This is a genomic window from Cupriavidus plantarum (genome assembly GCF_905397285.1).
In the GTDB taxonomy this organism is placed as follows: Bacteria; Pseudomonadota; Gammaproteobacteria; order Burkholderiales; family Burkholderiaceae; genus Cupriavidus; species Cupriavidus plantarum.
In genome coordinates this window covers 352,744-368,753 of the sequence record NZ_CAJPUX010000001.1, presented here as the reverse complement: position 1 = coordinate 368,753, position 16,010 = coordinate 352,744, and the positions used below count along the sequence as shown (strand labels likewise).

The 16,010-nt window shown below is 65.2% G+C and carries 14 protein-coding genes; 3 read left to right on the top strand and 11 right to left on the bottom strand.

The features are described from left to right. Window positions 1-5 precede the first annotated feature (5 nt). Entirely contained in the window at window positions 6-1,679 is a 1,674-nt protein-coding gene (locus KHP16_RS01710; protein WP_211959482.1) for a thiamine pyrophosphate-binding protein, read from the top strand. On the opposite strand, the gene KHP16_RS01705 is transcribed toward KHP16_RS01710, so the two are convergent. The 7 genes from KHP16_RS01705 to KHP16_RS01675 form a co-directional block, all read right to left on the bottom strand. Next, window positions 1,648-2,607 (bottom strand): LysR family transcriptional regulator, encoded by a 960-nt coding sequence (locus KHP16_RS01705; protein ID WP_211959481.1) that lies wholly within the window; start codon window positions 2,605-2,607, stop codon window positions 1,648-1,650. The two genes, KHP16_RS01710 and KHP16_RS01705, sit on opposite strands and share 32 nt — an antisense overlap. A gap of 48 nt (window positions 2,608-2,655) precedes the next feature. Then, complete coding sequence (locus KHP16_RS01700; RefSeq protein WP_109582089.1) at window positions 2,656-3,390, bottom strand: amino acid ABC transporter ATP-binding protein; 735 nt, start codon at window positions 3,388-3,390, stop codon at window positions 2,656-2,658. Then, window positions 3,387-4,070 (bottom strand): glutamate/aspartate ABC transporter permease GltK, encoded by a 684-nt coding sequence (gene gltK / locus KHP16_RS01695; protein ID WP_109582090.1) that lies wholly within the window; start codon window positions 4,068-4,070, stop codon window positions 3,387-3,389. Before gltK ends, KHP16_RS01700 begins: the two co-directional genes overlap by 4 nt. A 9-nt stretch (window positions 4,071-4,079) precedes the next feature. Continuing rightward, window positions 4,080-4,808 carry an amino acid ABC transporter permease gene (locus tag KHP16_RS01690; RefSeq protein WP_109582091.1) on the bottom strand — a complete coding sequence of 243 codons (729 nt, stop codon included), beginning with the start codon at window positions 4,806-4,808 and terminating at the stop codon, window positions 4,080-4,082. Window positions 4,809-4,872: 64 nt separating this feature from the next. Beyond that, complete coding sequence (locus KHP16_RS01685; RefSeq protein WP_109582092.1) at window positions 4,873-5,772, bottom strand: glutamate/aspartate ABC transporter substrate-binding protein; 900 nt, start codon at window positions 5,770-5,772, stop codon at window positions 4,873-4,875. A gap of 279 nt (window positions 5,773-6,051) precedes the next feature. Beyond that, window positions 6,052-7,374: a Glu/Leu/Phe/Val family dehydrogenase gene (locus KHP16_RS01680; protein ID WP_109582093.1), complete on the bottom strand. Its 1,323-nt coding sequence runs from the start codon at window positions 7,372-7,374 to the stop codon at window positions 6,052-6,054. 133 nt (window positions 7,375-7,507) lie between these two features. Beyond that, window positions 7,508-8,482, bottom strand: coding sequence for a LysR substrate-binding domain-containing protein (locus KHP16_RS01675; RefSeq protein ID WP_109582094.1), 975 nt, complete (start codon window positions 8,480-8,482; stop codon window positions 7,508-7,510). A gap of 126 nt (window positions 8,483-8,608) precedes the next feature. Between KHP16_RS01675 and KHP16_RS01670 the strand changes: the two genes are divergently transcribed. Then, complete coding sequence (locus KHP16_RS01670) at window positions 8,609-9,067, top strand: Lrp/AsnC family transcriptional regulator (protein ID WP_109582095.1); 459 nt, start codon at window positions 8,609-8,611, stop codon at window positions 9,065-9,067. Here the strand turns inward: KHP16_RS01670 and KHP16_RS01665 are convergent. Continuing rightward, the gene (locus tag KHP16_RS01665; RefSeq protein ID WP_115953800.1) at window positions 9,058-10,932 is read right to left on the bottom strand and encodes an ABCB family ABC transporter ATP-binding protein/permease; all 1,875 of its coding nucleotides are present in this window, start codon (window positions 10,930-10,932) and stop codon (window positions 9,058-9,060) included. The genes KHP16_RS01670 and KHP16_RS01665 overlap by 10 nt on opposite strands. Window positions 10,933-11,073: 141 nt before the next feature. Here KHP16_RS01665 and KHP16_RS01660 point away from each other — a divergent pair, with 141 nt between their 5' ends. Then, window positions 11,074-11,475: an acyl-CoA thioesterase gene (locus KHP16_RS01660; RefSeq protein ID WP_109582097.1), complete on the top strand. Its 402-nt coding sequence runs from the start codon at window positions 11,074-11,076 to the stop codon at window positions 11,473-11,475. A 41-nt stretch (window positions 11,476-11,516) separates the two neighbouring features. Here KHP16_RS01660 and KHP16_RS01655 read toward each other — a convergent pair whose 3' ends face one another. Genes KHP16_RS01655 through KHP16_RS01645 form a run of 3 tightly spaced genes read right to left on the bottom strand, consistent with a single transcriptional unit; the run spans window position 11,517 to window position 15,972 of the window. After that, complete coding sequence (locus KHP16_RS01655; protein ID WP_109582098.1) at window positions 11,517-12,293, bottom strand: enoyl-CoA hydratase; 777 nt, start codon at window positions 12,291-12,293, stop codon at window positions 11,517-11,519. 14 nt (window positions 12,294-12,307) lie between these two features. After that, window positions 12,308-13,507: an acetyl-CoA C-acyltransferase gene (locus KHP16_RS01650; RefSeq protein ID WP_109582099.1), complete on the bottom strand. Its 1,200-nt coding sequence runs from the start codon at window positions 13,505-13,507 to the stop codon at window positions 12,308-12,310. 20 nt (window positions 13,508-13,527) lie between these two features. Next, complete coding sequence (locus KHP16_RS01645) at window positions 13,528-15,972, bottom strand: 3-hydroxyacyl-CoA dehydrogenase/enoyl-CoA hydratase family protein (protein WP_211959480.1); 2,445 nt, start codon at window positions 15,970-15,972, stop codon at window positions 13,528-13,530. Between the last annotated feature and the right edge of the window lie 38 nt (window positions 15,973-16,010).

The following is a 16,010-nucleotide window of genomic DNA, read 5'->3' as shown; positions in this document are numbered from 1 at the left end:
TCCCGATGACCACCATTCAGACCTCTCCTTCCCGCAACGGCGGCCAGATCCTCGTGGAAGCGCTGCGGCGCAACCACGTGGACACCATCTACTGCGTCCCCGGCGAAAGCTACCTGCCCGTGCTCGACGCGCTGGCGGACCACGACAGCATCCGCACGATCGTCACGCGCCATGAAGGCGCCGCGTCGAACATGGCGGACGGCTACGGCAAGCTGACGGGCCGTCCTGGCATCGCGTTCGTCACGCGCGGTCCCGGTGCCACGCATGCGGCCAACGGCGTGCATACCGCGATGCAGGACTCCACGCCCATGATCCTGTTCGTCGGCCAGGTGGCCAACCAGATCAAGGAGCGCGAAGGCTTCCAGGAAGTTGACTATCGGCGCGTGTTTGGCGGGCTCGCCAAATGGGCGACCGAGATCGAGGACATCGCGCGCATTCCCGAGATCGTGAGCCGCGCGTTCAGCGTGGCGATGTCGGGCCGCAAGGGGCCCGTGGTCGTAGCCCTGCCCGAGGACGTGCTGTTCGGCGCGGCCGAGGTGGCCGACGTGCCGCCGGCGCGCGTGAGCGAAGCCGCGCCCGATGCGGCCGCGCCGGCCGAACTGGCGACGCTGCTGCGGGAAGCGCATCGCCCGCTCCTGGTGGTCGGTGGCACGGGGTGGACCGCGCCCGCGCAAGACGCCCTGCGCGCGTTCGCGACGGCATGGAACCTGCCCGTCGCCGCGTCGTTCCGCCGTCAGGACGTGCTGGACAACCGCGATGGTCATTACGTCGGCCAGCTGGGCCTCGGCGTGTCGCCCGCGCTATCGCGCATGGTTGGCGAAGCCGACCTGCTGATCGTGATCGGCAGCCGGCTGTCGGAAGTCACGTCCGGCAACTACGAACTGATCCGCAGCCCGCGTCCTGTCCAGCGGCTCGTGCACGTGCATGCGGACCCGGAAGAGCTCGGTCGCGTGTTTCTCGCGGACCTGCCGATCAACGCATCGGTCTCCAATGCCGCGATCGCATTCTCGGCACTGAAGCCAGAGGGGGCGGATCTGCCCTGGCATGGCTGGACCGAAGCCGCGCGCGCCGCCTACGTGGCGCACAACACGCCGCTGGCCCGCGGCGCCTCGCAGCGTGGCGTGGAGATGTCGTCGGTGGTGGCGCATCTGTCGAACACGCTGCCCGACGATGCGGTCATCACCAACGGCGCCGGCAACTACACGGTGTGGGTGCATCGCTTCTATCGATACAAGCAGCTCGGCACGGAGCTGGCGCCGACCAATGGGGCGATGGGCTACGGCCTGCCCGCCGCGATTGCGGCCAAGCTCGCCGCGCCGGAACGCACGGTGGTCTGCTTTGCCGGCGACGGCTGCTTCATGATGTACCCGCAGGAACTGGCCACGGCGATGCAGTTCGGCGCGGCGGTCATCGTAATTGTCGTGAACAACGGCATGCTTGGGACGATCCGCATGCATCAGGAGCGCGAGTATCCGGGCCGCATCTCGGCCACGACGCTTCAGAACCCCGACTTCATCGCGCTGGCCAAGTCATTTGGCGCGTATGCCGAGCGCGTGGAGCATGAGTCGGACTTCCCGGCCGCGCTTGGGCGCGCGCGGGCGGCGGGCCGCGCGGCGGTGCTGGAACTGGTCACGGATCCGGCACAGATCACGCCTGCGGCGCGGCTCGATCAGCAGTAAGGAGCCGCGCGCCCGGCCACGCGCCGGTCTTCACGAGACCGGTCGCCACCTCGCGAATCGCGGCGCCAAGCGCCCATAGTGTCGCGGGTTCGAGGTCCGTGCGGCCGAGCACGAGGCTGATACAGCGTTCGGCATCGTCGCCGCGCAGTGGAAAGCCGCGGAGCCGGCCCGCGGCGATATCGTCGGGCACGGCCGCGAGCGGCAGCACCGTGCAGCCGCAGCCCTTGTGGACAAGCGCCGCGGTAATCGCATTGGAGCCGTCGCTTTCCAGTGCCAGTTGCACGCTGTGCCCGCGGCGCGCGGCCATCGCCTCCACGAAGACGCGGATGCCGTGGTGCGTGCTCGGCAGGATCATCGGCACGCCCTGCAGGCCCTGCGCATCCACGCGCGCCTGCGTCATCGCGAACCCCGGCGGCGTCAGCAGATACAGGCGCTCCATCAGCAGGGGCTCGTAGCTCATGCTCCCCGGATACTCGGGACGATAGAGAATCGCGATGTCGATCGTGCCCGCCTGCAGATCGGCGAGGATGCTGCTGGCCAGGCCTTCGGTGAAATGCAGACGCGTGCGCGGAAACTGGCGGTGCAGGACGTGGTAGAGATCGCCGAACACGGTGCGCGCGATGGTGGGCTGCGCGGCGATGCGGATGCGAGTGGGCCCCAGGCCCGCGTTGTTCGATACCGCCGATTCGGCGGCGGCCAGCGCGTCGCGGATCTGCCGCGCGTGGACCAGCAGCGCGCTGCCCTGCTCGGTCAGCGAGACGCCTCGACCGGTGCGATGGAACAGGCGTGTGCCCAGCTGCTTTTCGAGCTGGGTCACGCGACGGCTGATACTGGAGGCATCGACACCACCGGCGAGCGCGGCGGCGGAGAAACTGCCGGAATCCGCAACGAGCGCGAATATCGACAGATCGTCGGAATTCATCGGCATAAGGACTGCGGCCCCCGCATGCCAGCGGCACGCGGGGGTACAGCAGGTTCAATGCTGCAGGATCTTGGAGAGGAACTGCTTGGCGCGGTCCGAGCGCGCCTCGCTGTTGCCGAAGAACTCTTCCTTCGGGCAATCCTCGACGATCTTGCCGGCGTCCATGAAGATCACACGGTTAGCCACCTTGCGCGCGAAGCCCATCTCGTGGGTCACGCACATCATGGTCATGCCTTCCTGCGCGAGTTGCACCATCACGTCCAGCACTTCGTTCACCATTTCCGGGTCGAGCGCGGAAGTCGGTTCGTCGAACAGCATGCAGATGGGATCCATCGACAGCGCGCGCGCAATGGCCACGCGCTGCTGCTGGCCGCCCGACAGCTGGCCGGGGTACTTGGACGCCTGGCTCTTCAAGCCCACGCGCTCGAGGTACTTCAGGCCCTTCGCTGTAGCCTCTTCCTTCGAGCGGCCGAGCACCTTCATCTGCGCGATGGTCAGGTTCTCGGTGATCGACAGGTGCGGGAACAGTTCGAAGTTCTGGAACACCATGCCGACGCGCGAACGCAGCTTCGGCAGGTTGGTCTTCGGATTGCCGACCGAGGTGCCATCCACGAGGATGTCGCCCTTCTGGAACGGTTCGAGCGCGTTCACGGTCTTGATCAGCGTCGACTTGCCCGAACCCGACGGGCCGCACACTACCACCACTTCACCCTTGGCGACCTGGGTGGTGCAGTCGGTCAGCACCTGGAAAGCGCCGTACCACTTGGAAACGTTATTGATTTCGATCATACAGCCACCTTTTTCTGGTAACGCTTGACCAGCAGCGAAGCGGAGAAGCAGATAACAAAGTAGACCAGGCCCGCGAACAGCAGCAGTTCGACGATCCGGCCGTCACGCTCGCCAATGCCGTAGGCCTGGCCGAAGAAGTCCGCCAGCGCGCTCACGTAGACGAGCGAAGTATCCTGGAACAGGATGATGCCCTGCGTCAGCAGCAGCGGCACCATGTTGCGGAAGGCCTGCGGCAGGATCACGAGGCGCATCGTCTGGCCGTAGGTCATGCCCAGGGCCTGCGCCGCGAACATCTGGCCGCGCGACACGCTCTGGATACCCGCGCGGATGATCTCCGAGTAGTACGCGGCCTCGAACAGCGCGAACGCGATCAGCGCCGACGTCATGCGCAGATCGGTAGCCGGCGACAGGTTGAAGAGCTTCTGCAACACCTGCGGGATGATCAGGAAGAACCACAACAGCACCATCACCAGCGGAATGGACCGGAAGATGCTGACGTACCCCTGCGCAAACCAGTTGAGCGGCTTGAACGAGGACAGGCGCATCATCGCGAGGATCGTGCCCCAGACGATGCCCACCACCACGGCGGTCACCGTAATCTTCAGCGAGACCAGCATGCCCTCGCCGAGCACTTCCAGCGTGGCGGGGTTGATCGAGCTGAAATCGAAGTCGTATGCCATCGTGTCCCCTTACTTGCCGCCGATGAAGCCGGGCACGCGCGTGCGCTTTTCCACCCAGCGCATGATCAGCATGACCGTCACGTTGATCAGCATGTACATCACCGTCACCGCGATGAACGACTCGTACGGCCGTGCCGTGTAGTCCACCAGCTGGCGACCCTGCGCCGCGAGCTCCAGCAGACCGATCGTCGACGCGACCGCGGAGTTCTTGAAGATGTTCAGGAACTCGGAAGTCAGCGGCGGGACGATCACGCGGAACGCCATCGGCAGCAGCACGTGCCGATAGGTCTGCGGCAGCGTGAAGCCCATGGCGAGGCCCGCGTTGCGTTGGCCGCGAGGCAGCGAATTGATACCCGAGCGCACCTGCTCGCAAACCCGGGCGGCCGTGAAGGTGCCGAGGCAGAGCATGGCCGCCAGGAACTGCTGCGTGAACGGGTTCATCTGCTTGATCGCCTCACCGAACGGCAGCAGCTCGGGAATCACGAAGTACCAGATGAACAGCTGCACGAGCAGCGGAATATTGCGGAAGATCTCGACGTACCACGCCGCGATGCCCGACAGGAATTTGTTGGGAACGGTGCGCAGCACGCCGAGCACCGATCCGATGACGAGGGCGATGACCCACGAGGTGAGCCCGAGCGCGAGCGTGACCTTGAGACCGGAGATCATCCAGTCGAGGTACGTCTCGTTCTGCGCGGCCTGCTCGAGGAAGACTCCCCAATGCCAGTTGTAATCCATCTTGCGTCCTCAAAAAGAAACGGAAGGACTTCTCCTTCCGTTTCGCACTCACATGACCGAAGAATCAGTCGAGCGCCTTGTCGTTCGGGTTCTTGAAGAGCGTCTTCATGTCTTCCGACAGCGGGAAGTCCAGATTCAGGCCCTTGGGGGGAACCGGTTGCTGGAACCACTTGGCGTACATCGTGTTGATCGTGCCATCCTTCATCAGGCCGGCGATCACGTTGTCCGACAGCTTCTTGAACGGTGCGTCATCCTTGCGGATCATGCAGCCATACGACTCGCGCGACTGGGGCTTGCCCACCACGATCCAGTCGTTCGGGTTCTTGGCCTTGGCGCGCTCGCCGTACAGCAGCGCGTCGTCCATCATGAATGCCACGGCACGGCCGGACTCCAGCGTCAGGAACGACTGACCGTGGTCCTTCGTGCTGATGATGTTCATGCCCAGCTTCTGGTCGTCGTTCATCTTGCGCAGCAGGCGCTCCGACGTGGTGCCGGCGGTGGTCACGACGTTCTTGCCCTTCAGGTCGGCCCAGTCCTTGATGCCGCCATCCTTCTTCACCATGATGCGGGTGCCGATGATGAAGATGCTGTTCGTGAACGACGCCTGCTTCTGACGCTCGAGGTTGTTCGTCGTCGAGCCGCACTCGATATCGATCGTGCCGTTTTGCAGCAGCGTGATACGGTTTTGCGACGTGATGGGGATTTCCTTGACCTGCAGGTTCGGCAGCTTCAGTTGATCCTTGACGGCTTCCACGATCTTCGTGTTGATGTCATAGGAGTAACCGACCTGGCGCACGCCGCCCAGGTTGTAATTGAACGGAATGGACGAATCCCGCACGCCCAGCGTGATGACACCCGTTTCCTTGATCTTCTGCAGCGTGCCCGAAAGCGGCTCGGCGGCTTGTGCGGCGCCGCTCAGAATCCCTGCCGCGACCATCAGGCCAGCCAGCTTGGCAAAATTCATAACATCTCCTTGACCATGAAGAGAAAGGCGGCACTCTAGCAAAAAACGCCCCGCCAGCGAAATAGTATTGCTTAGCCGCCTACATCCGACAACGGGTTTTCCCCTAACTGGTGCAAATTACGGCACGGTGTCTCACCGCCGCGCCATATTGAGGCGAAATCGTTCAAACGCAAAAAAACGCGGCCACCGGCATGGACCGGTAACCGCGTTTCTTCGCGTCATCCCAACGCGCCACGGTGAATTATTGCATCGCAACAAACCATCATGACGCGTATCCGCTCAGGGATACAGTCCGCGCATTTCGCGCGCCTGCAGGATTCGCGTGCACGCCACGATGAACGCGGCGGTACGAAGCGTGACCTTGTTGTCCTGGGCGACCTGCCAGATTGCCCGGAAGGCTTCTTGCATGATTCGTACCAGGCGTTGATTGATTTCCTCCTCGGTCCAGAAGAAGCTCGAGAAGTCCTGCACCCATTCGAAATACGACACGGTCACGCCGCCGGCGTTGGCGATGACGTCCGGCGCGACGAGGATATTGCGGTCGCGGAGGATATCGTCGGCCTCGGGCGTGGTCGGACCGTTGGCGCCTTCGATCACGAGGCGGGCCTTGATCTGCGAAGCGCGTTTGGCGGTCAGCTGGCCTTCCAGCGCCGCCGGGATCAGGATGTCGCAGTCGACGTCCCAGAACTGGTCGCCGGAGATCGCCTCGGCGCGGAAGCCTTCGATGGTGCCGCTGTGCGACGCGTATTCGATCATGGCCGGCACGTCGAGGCCGGCCGGGTTGAACAGCGTGGTGCGGTGGTCCTGCACGGCCACCACGATCGCGCCCGCTTCATGGAACAACTTGGCGGCGACCGAGCCCACATTGCCGAAGCCCTGCACGGCCACGCGCGCGCCCTTGACGTCCATGCCGATGTTGCGGGCGGCTTCGGAGCCGACCACGAACACGCCGCGGCCCGTGGCTTCGCGCCGGCCGAGCGAGCCGCCCAGCGAGATCGGCTTGCCCGTCACCACGCCGGTGGCGGTGCTGCCCTCGTTCATGGAGTAGGTGTCCATCATCCACGCCATGATCTGCTCGTTCGTGTTGACGTCCGGCGCGGGGATGTCCTTGTTCGGCCCGATGATGATGTTGATTTCGCTGGTGTAACGGCGCGTGATGCGCTCCAGCTCGCCCTGCGACAGCTTGCGCGGATCCACGCGGATGCCGCCCTTGGCGCCGCCGTACGGCACGTTGACGGCCGCGTTCTTGACCGACATCCATGCGGACAGCGCCATCACTTCCGACAGCGTGACGTCCTGGTGGAAGCGCACGCCGCCCTTGCCGGGGCCGCGCGACGTGTTGTGCTGCACGCGATAGCCCTCGAAGTGGGCGATCGTGCCGTTGTCCATCTCGATGGGTACATCGACGATCAGCGCGCGCTTGGGGCGCTTGAGCGTTTCCACCCAGCGCGCCAGCGAGCCCAGGTAGGGCGTGACGCGGTCGACCTGCTTCAGGTAGATGCCCCACGGGCCGAGATCTTCGGCGTTGAGGTAGGACGGGAGGGTGTGCGTGCTCTGCGGCGTGATGATCGAGGAAGGTTGCGACGGTGCTGCGGAAGACATGGCTGGTTTCCACGTGTGAAGGTGATGCACAGGATATCGGCGCCAGCCTTTCCCGATCCAATGCCGTTTGTTCATCCGCCCTCGCAGGGTTATGCAAGACGCGCATAACCTTGCCGAAACCGTGCACGATGCTTCAGTCCGGTGCGGCCTGCACCCCCGGTGTCGCCAGAAGCGTGCTCCAGACCTGCTCGACGAGCTGACGCTTGCGCCGGCTCTGCCCGCCACGCCGCTCGTGGTTGTTCTCGCCCGGGCGTTCGCGATAGAGGCGGATCTCCATGTCGATCGACTGCGGCAGTCCACGCCCGCCTTCGGCCCGGACGAGCCTGCCCTGCTGTACGTCGTCCCGCACCGCGCTCTCCGGCAGGAACGCCATGCCGTGGCCGGCCAGCGCCATCACCTTGAGCGCCTCGGCCATATCGGTCTCGTAGCATTTGTCCAGCTTGAGACCGTCCGCGGCGGCCTCGGCCAGCAGCATATCGACCATGCGGCCGAGAAACGCGTTGGGGGTGTAGCTCAGGAACGGCACGGGCTTCTTGTCCGTGCCGGGCAGGCGGTACAACGGACGTCCCGTGGCATCGGGCACGCTGTAAGGAGACAGCCGCTCGGTCCCGAGCACCAGCATGTCGTAGTGCGCGGGGTCGAGCTGGATCGCCTGGCGCGGGTGGTGGTACACCATGACGAGGTCGCAGCCGCCTTCCACAAGCGTGAGCACCGCGTCGTGGACGTTAAGCGCGCGCAGCCGGCACGGCAGCGTGCCGAGCTGACGCTCGAGCGCCTTGAGCCATTCGGGAAAGAACGTCAGCGACAGCGTGTGCGGCACCGCGAATTCCAGCACCTGCGCGTTGGCCGACCGCTGCCCGCGCATCAGCGCGCGCGTCTCGCTGACCTGCGCCAGCATCGCCAGCGCCTGCTCGTAGAAGACCTTGCCCGCCGGCGTCAGGCTCGTCGGGTAGCTCGACCGGTCGATCAGCTCCGTGCCTACCCATGCTTCGAGCGACTGGATGCGACGCGAGAACGCCGGCTGCGTGACATGTCGCAGTTCCGCCGAGCGCGAGAAGCTGTGCGTCTCCGCCAGGCTCACGAAGTCTTCAAGCCATTTGATTTCCATGGCCGCAATTATGCCGCGAGCGCCGCAAGGCCGATGGAGAAGAACGAGGGAGAATGATTTTCCAACAATCGACGCTGACGTAGAACAGCACTACAATCCGCGCATGATGGAGACTACGGATCGCTCATGGATCGCTACGACCGCCAGATTCTCGCCCTGCTGCAGGAAGATGCCACGATGCCCGTCGCCGAGATCGGCGAGAAGGTCGGCCTGACCTCCACGCCGTGCTGGCGGCGGATCCAGAAACTCGAAGAGGCCGGACTGATCCGCCGGCGCGTGGCACTGCTCGATGCCGCCCGGCTCAACGTCGGGGTGACGGTGTTCGTCTCCGTCCGCACGAACCAGCACAACGCCAAGTGGCTCAAGGCGTTTCACGGCCTCGTGCAGTCGATTCCCGAAGTCACCGAGTTCTATCGCATGGCGGGCGATACCGACTATCTGCTGCGCGTGGTGGTGCCCGATATCGCCGCGTACGACGCGGTCTACAAGAAGCTCATTCAGGGTGCCGAGTTGTCCGACGTGAGCTCCCGCTTTGCGATGGAGCAGATCAAGTACACCACCGCGCTGCCCCTGGATTACGCCTGAATCACGCCTTCCTCATCGTCGGTCTCGCCTTCGATGGCGTTGCGCGCCTGAATGCGCCACATCTCGGCGTAGCGGCCGTTCGCGCGCATCAGTTCGGCATGCGTGCCGCGTTCGATGATGCGGCCATGGTCCATCACGAGGATCTGGTCCGCGTGCACGACGGTCGATAGCCGGTGCGCGATGAGCAGCGTCGTTCGGTTCTGTGCAAGGCGCATCAGCTCGGCCTGAATGGCCTGCTCGGTGCGCGAGTCGAGCGCGGAGGTGGCCTCGTCGAACACGAGGATCGGTGGATTCTTGAGGAGCGTGCGCGCGATCGCCACGCGCTGCTTTTCCCCGCCCGACAGCTTCAGGCCGCGTTCGCCGACCGGTGTGTCGTAGCCCTGCGGCAGTTCGCGGATGAACGGATCGATCTGCGCCGCGCGCGCGGCCGCGATGACTTCGTCGTGCGTGGCCTCGGGGCGGCCGTAAGCGATGTTGTAGTAGATGCTGTCGTTGAACAGCACGGTGTCCTGCGGCACGATACCGATCGCCCGGCGCAGCGTGTCCTGCCGGATGCCGCGCACGTCCTGCCCGTCGATCTCGATGCCGCCGCTGCTGACGTCGTAGAACCGGTACAGCAGCCGCGCGAGTGTCGATTTGCCCGACCCGCTGTGGCCCACCACGGCGGTCGTCGTCCCGGCAGGAATCGTGAAGTCGACGTGGTCCAGGATCACGCGGTCGCGCTCGTAGCCGAAGCCGACATCGCGGAAGCGCACGGCGGCGCCACGCACCTCCAGCGGCGGCGCGCCGGGTACGTCGGCGACTTCCTGATTCGTCGCGAGCAGCACGAACATGCGGTCCATGTCCGTCGTAGCCTGCTTGATTTCGCGGTAGATCACGCCGAGGAAGTTCAGCGGGATGTACAGCTGGATCATGAGCGTGTTGACGAGCACGAGATCCCCGAGCGTAAGCCGCCCTGCGGCCACGCCGACTGTCGCGCGCCACAGAATGAGGATGAGGCCGATCGCGATGATCGTCTGCTGCCCGAAGTTCAGGAACGACAGCGAGTTCTGCGAACGCACCGCGGCAGCGCGGTACTTGAGCAGGTTGTCGTCATAGCGCTTTGCCTCGTATTCCTCGTTGCCGAAATACTTCACCGTCTCGAAGTTGAGCAACGAGTCGATCGCCTTCTGGCTCGCGCGCGAGTCGAGCTCGTTCATGCGGCGGCGGAAGTGGGTGCGCCACTCGGTCACCACGATGGTGAACACGATGTAGGCGATCAGCGCGATGGCCGTGATGCCCGCGAACCATGGGTCGTAATGCAACACGAGGAACCCCACCACGAGCGCCATCTCCACGAGCGTCGGCAGGATGCTGTACAGCGAGAACGAGATCAGCTGCTGGATGCCGCGCGTGCCGCGTTCGATGTCCCGGCTCATGCCGCCGGTCTGCCGTTCGAGGTGGAACCGTAGCGACAAACCATGCAGATGGCGGAACACCTGCAGCGCGATCTCGCGCACCGCGCTTTGCGTGACCTTCGCGAACAGGATTTCCCGAAGCTCCGTGAACAGCGTGCTCGACAATCGCAGCACGCCGTACGCGACAATCAGGCCGACGGGCACCACGAGCAGTGCGCGCGGGTCGCCCGCGGGCACGTCCATGGTGTCGATGAGCCGCTTCATCAGCACGGGCACGCCGAGGTTCGCCACCTTCGCGAGCACGAGGCACGCCAGCGCGAGGATCACCCGCCATTTGTAGTGCCATACATAGGGCAGCAGGTTGCGCACGGTCTGCCAGTCGCTGCGGGGCGTGCCACGGCCGGAGAACAGTGAGCCAGACGAGGTCGGTTCGTCGGTGTGGGGGGGTGTCGTGGGATGGCGGCGCATACGTTAGAATTCTGCTATGCCGCGATTGTCGCAGAGATCGCGTCAGGCAGCAGAGGGCTGCCTTTTCCGCTCTCCTTCGCCTCTCCTTCGCATTCCTTCGCATTCCTTCGCATTCCTTCGCATTCCTTTCGCAGCTCCCACATGAATACTCCCGCTATCGTTTCCGCCTTGCCCGAGGGCAAGAACCCTGCCCTGCGCGTCGTCCCGATGCCGGCCGACGCCAATGTGCATGGCGACGTATTCGGTGGCTGGATCATGGCGCAGGTGGACATTGCCGGCTCGATCCCCGCCGTGGAACGCGCGCAGGGGCGCGTGGCCACCGTGGCCGTGAACTCGTTCCTGTTCAAGCACCCGGTGTTTGTCGGAGATCTGGTGAGTTTTTACGCGGACGTGCTGAAGACCGGGCGCACGTCGATTACCGTGTCCGTGGAGGTCTATGCGCAGCGCATGCGGCATAGCAACGAGATCGTCAAGGTCACGGAGGCGACGTTGACGTACGTTGCGACAGACGAGAATCGGCAACCGCGTGTGTTGCCGGCTTGACCGGGAGGATCGGGGCGCGCGCGCCGATCCCCTACCGCCGCTTACTGGAACTTCGAGAAATCCGGCTTCCGCTTCTCGAAGAAGGCCGTGAAGGCCTCCTTCGCTTCGGGCGCGACCAGCATCCGGCCAAACACGCTGGCCTCCTCCGCCATCTGGCGCTTCACCGCCGCCGCATCCCCGCCCTTCATGAGCCGCTTGGTTTCCCGCAGCGACGACGCGGGCAGGGCCGCCAGTTTGGCTGCCTGCGCTTGCACGTGCGCATCCAGTTCAGGCAAAGGCAGCACCTTCGTCACCAGCCCGATCTCGAATGCCTCCCGCGCGCTGAAGGGCTCCCCCAACAGCAGCTTCTCGGCCGCGCGCTGGTAGCCCACCAGACGCGGCAACAGCAGGCTCGACGCCGCCTCCGGGCATAGGCCCAGCTGCGTGAACGGCAGCGTCAGCTTCGCCGTCTCCGAGGCATACACGAGGTCGCAGTGCAGCAGCAGCGTGGTGCCGATGCCCACCGCCGCGCCGCTGACCGACGCCACCACAGGCTTCGAAGCTTCCGAGATCGCATACAGGAACTGGAACACCGGCGCCGGCGCCCCGCCCTCTCCCGAGGTGGGAGGCCGCTTCATGAAGTCCTCGAGGTCGTTGCCGGCCGTGAAGATCTCCGGCTTGCCTTCGATGACGATCACGCGCACGGCGGGGTCCGTCTCGGCCGACCGCAATGCGTCCGCCAGCGTCTGATACATCGCCGCCGTGATCGCGTTCTTCCGGTCGAGGCGATCGAAGGTGAGCGTCAGAATCCCGTTGTCGATCCGTGTGGCGATGCTCATCGTGCGCTCCCGTGTCAAACGCGTTCGAAAATACCCGCAGCGCCCATGCCCGTGCCGACGCACATGGTCACCATGCCGTACTTGAGGTTGTGCCGGCGCAGCGCATGCACGACCGTCGCGGAACGGATCGCGCCCGTCGCGCCGAGCGGATGCCCCAGCGCGATCGCGCCGCCCATGCGGTTGACCTTCGACGCATCGAGCTCGAGGTCGCGGATCACGGCGAGCGACTGCGCGGCAAACGCCTCGTTGAGTTCGATCCAGTCGATCTGGTCCTGCGACAGACCGGCGGCCTTCAGTGCGGCGGGAATCGCCACCTTCGGGCCGATGCCCATGATCTCGGGCGGCACGCCGCGCACCGCGAACGATACGAAGCGCGCGAGCGGCACGAGGTTGAACTGCCTGAGGATCTTCTCGGAGACGAGGATCAGCGCGCCCGCGCCATCCGACGTCTGCGAGCTGTTGCCCGCCGTCACGCTGCCCTTGTTGGCGAACACCGCGCGCAATTTGGCCAGCCCTTCCATCGACGTATCGGGCCGCGGACCCTCGTCGAGCGAGAGCGTGCGCGTTTTCACGCTGACCTGCCCCGAGGCGAGGTCGGGGAATTTCTCGACGATCTCGATGGGGGTGATTTCGTCGGAGAACTCGCCCGCCTGCTGCGCGGCCATCGCCTTCTGATGCGAGGCCAGCGCGAACGCATCCTGGTCCTCGCGGCTGACCTTCCACTGATTGGCCACCTTCTCCGCGGTCAGACCCATGCCGTAGGCAATCCCCACGTTTTCGTCGCGCGTGAAGATCGACGGCGACATCGAGGGCGAGTTGCCCATCATCGGCACCATGCTCATCGACTCCGTGCCCGCCGCGATCATCACGTCGGACTCGCCCACGCGAATGCGGTCGGCCGCCATCGCGACGGCGGAGAGGCCCGACGCGCAGAACCGGTTCACGGTAATGCCGCCGACGGTGTTCGGCAGCCCCGACAGCAGCGCGCCGATCCGCGCGACATTGAGCCCCTGCTGCGCCTCGGGAATCGCGCAACCAACGATGGCGTCTTCGATCAGCGCGGGGTCGAGCGACGGCACCTGCGCCACGGCGGCCTTCAGAACGGTGGCCAGCAGGTCGTCGGGACGCGTGTTCTTGAACGCGCCCTTGGGCGCCTTGCCGATCGGCGAGCGGGTGGCCGCGACGATGTAAGCGTCTTGCAGTTGTTTCATGATGTCGGTTCCTCGCTTGCCTGTTAGTTACGCACCGGCTTGCCGGTCTGCAGCATGCCCATGATGCGTTCCTGCGTCTTGCCGGTGCCCAGCAGGTCGACGAATGCCTTGCGCTCGAGCGCGAGCAGCCAATCCTCGCTGACCAGCGAGCCCGCCTCCACGTCGCCACCGCACACCACCTCGGCAATGCGGCTCGCGATCAGGAAGTCGTGCGCGGAAATGAAGTTGCCATCGCGCATATTGACCAGCGACGCCTGGATGGTCGCGATACCCGAACGTCCGGCCACGGGCACCAGCGCGCCCGGCAGCGGGGACCGGTAGCCAGCCTCGGCCAGCGCGCGCACTTCGCTCTGCGCCACGTGCAGCAGCTCGTGCACGTTGAACACGATCGGATCGGTCGCCTGCACATAACCGATCTTGCGCGCGTCCAGCGCCGACGTGGATACCTTCGCCATCGCCGCCGCCTGGAAGCGGCTGGTGAGGAAGTTCAGATAGTTCGTGCTGCCGGCCGCCTCCGCGGCACGCGCCGCGGCGATGACGGCTTCCTTGAGGCCACCGCCCGCGGGCACGAGGCCCACGCCGACTTCGACGAGCCCGATATACGATTCCATGGCCACCACGCGGCGCGCCGCATGCAGCATCAGCTCGCAACCGCCCCCGAGCGCGATGCCGGACACGGCCGTCACGACGGGCACGGCCGCGTACTTGACGCGCATCATGCCGTCCTGGAATTTTTTCACGAACGGCTCGATGCCCTTGGCGCCGCCCATCATGAACGCGGGCATCGCCGCTTCGAGGTTCGCGCCTGCCGAGAACGGGCCGCCCGGATTGCCGAGCTGCAGCGACGTCGGCTGCCAGATCACGAGGCCCTTGTAACCCGCTTCGGCGAGGTCGATCGCACGCGTCAGGCCGTCGATCACGTCGGGGCCCATCGTGTTCATCTTGCTCTTGTACGAGACGATCAGCACGTCATCGGCGCCATCGCTGGTCCAGATGCGCACTGCGTCGTTCTCTTCGACGGTCTTGCCGGCCTTGCGCGGATCGTTGGCGTGACCGGCAGCCTCGCTGCCGCGCAGCGAGGCGCGGAACGCCTGACGCGCATACACGGGCAATTGCGGACGCGCAACGAACGCATTCGTCGCCGGCGACCACGAGCCCTGCGGCGTGTGCACGCCCTGCGCCTCGGCAACGGGACCGCTGAAGACCCATGCCGGCAGCGCGGCGTTGGCCAGTGCCTTGCCGCCGTCGATGTCTTCCTTCACCCATTCGGCCACCTGCTTCCAGCCCGCCGCCTGCCAGTCCTCGAACGGCCCCGTGTTCCAACCGAAGCCCCAGCGGATGGCGAGGTCCACGTCCGCGGCAGATCCCGCGATCTGCTCGAGGTACACCGCGATGTACTGGAACACGTCACGGAAGACGGCCCACAGGAACTGCGCCTGCGGATTGGTCGATTCACGCAGTAGCCTGATACGTTCCGCCGGCTCCTTCTTGAGGATGCGCGCGACGATCTCGTCAGCCTTCTTGCCCGACTCGACATACTGCCCGGTACTGGCGTCCAGCACCTTGATGGCCTTGCCTTCCTTCTTGTAGAAGCCCGCGCCCGTCTTCTGGCCCAGCGCACCTGCCTCGACGAGGCCCTTCAGCACGGCGGGCGTCTGGTACACCGGCGCGAACGGGTCGTCGCGCAGGTTGTCCTGCATCGTCTTGATGACGTGGGCCATCGTGTCGAGGCCCACCACGTCGGCGGTGCGGAACGTGGCCGACTTCGCGCGGCCGAGCTTCGAGCCCGTCAGGTCGTCGACGACATCGAACGGAATGCCGTATTTCTCGGCCTCGGCGAACACCGCGAGGATCGAGAAGATGCCCACGCGGTTCGCGATGAAGTTTGGCGTGTCCTTCGCGCGCACCACGCCCTTGCCGAGCGTGGTGGTCAGGAACGCTTCGAGGCGGTCCAGGATCTCCGGCTGCGTGGCCGGCGTCGGGATCAGCTCGACCAGATGCATGTAGCGCGGCGGGTTGAAGAAGTGCACGCCGCAGAAGCGCGATTTGAGGTCGCCGTTGCTGCCCAGACCATCGGCGAGCGCGCCGATCGACAGGCCCGACGTGTTGGTCGCGAAGATCGCATGCGGCGCAAGGTGCGGCGCGACCTTCGCATACAGGTCGTGCTTCCAGTCCATGCGCTCGGCGATCGCCTCGATCACGAGGTCGCACTCCTTGAGCAACGCGATATCGTCCTCGTAGTTCGCGGGACGGATCAGGCCGGCTTCGTCCTTGATGCCAAGCGGAGCCGGCGACAGCTTCTTCAGGTTCTCGATCGCGCGCAGCGCGATACCGTTCTTGGGACCTTCCTTGGCCGGCAGGTCGAACAGCACCGCGGGCACGCGCGCGTTGACGAGGTGCGCGGCGATCTGCGCGCCCATGACGCCGGCGCCCAGCACGGCGACCTTCTTGACGATGAAATTGGACATGCGCGCTCCAGTATTCGGTGAGCGTTGATGAATGGGGT

Coding starts and splice junctions, on each gene's coding strand:
- KHP16_RS01710 (WP_211959482.1), top strand. CDS start 6: ATGACCACCATTCAGACCTCTCCTTCCCGCAACGGCGGCCAGATCCTC.
- KHP16_RS01675 (WP_109582094.1), bottom strand. CDS start 8,482: ATGGAAATCAAATGGCTTGAAGACTTCGTGAGCCTGGCGGAGACGCAC.
- KHP16_RS01655 (WP_109582098.1), bottom strand. CDS start 12,293: ATGAGCATCGCCACACGGATCGACAACGGGATTCTGACGCTCACCTTC.
- KHP16_RS01700 (WP_109582089.1), bottom strand. CDS start 3,390: ATGATCGAAATCAATAACGTTTCCAAGTGGTACGGCGCTTTCCAGGTG.
- KHP16_RS01705 (WP_211959481.1), bottom strand. CDS start 2,607: ATGCCGATGAATTCCGACGATCTGTCGATATTCGCGCTCGTTGCGGAT.
- KHP16_RS01670 (WP_109582095.1), top strand. CDS start 8,609: ATGGATCGCTACGACCGCCAGATTCTCGCCCTGCTGCAGGAAGATGCC.
- KHP16_RS01680 (WP_109582093.1), bottom strand. CDS start 7,374: ATGTCTTCCGCAGCACCGTCGCAACCTTCCTCGATCATCACGCCGCAG.
- gltK (WP_109582090.1), bottom strand. CDS start 4,070: ATGGCATACGACTTCGATTTCAGCTCGATCAACCCCGCCACGCTGGAA.
- KHP16_RS01665 (WP_115953800.1), bottom strand. CDS start 10,932: ATGCGCCGCCATCCCACGACACCCCCCCACACCGACGAACCGACCTCG.
- KHP16_RS01690 (WP_109582091.1), bottom strand. CDS start 4,808: ATGGATTACAACTGGCATTGGGGAGTCTTCCTCGAGCAGGCCGCGCAG.
- KHP16_RS01645 (WP_211959480.1), bottom strand. CDS start 15,972: ATGTCCAATTTCATCGTCAAGAAGGTCGCCGTGCTGGGCGCCGGCGTC.
- KHP16_RS01660 (WP_109582097.1), top strand. CDS start 11,074: ATGAATACTCCCGCTATCGTTTCCGCCTTGCCCGAGGGCAAGAACCCT.
- KHP16_RS01685 (WP_109582092.1), bottom strand. CDS start 5,772: ATGAATTTTGCCAAGCTGGCTGGCCTGATGGTCGCGGCAGGGATTCTG.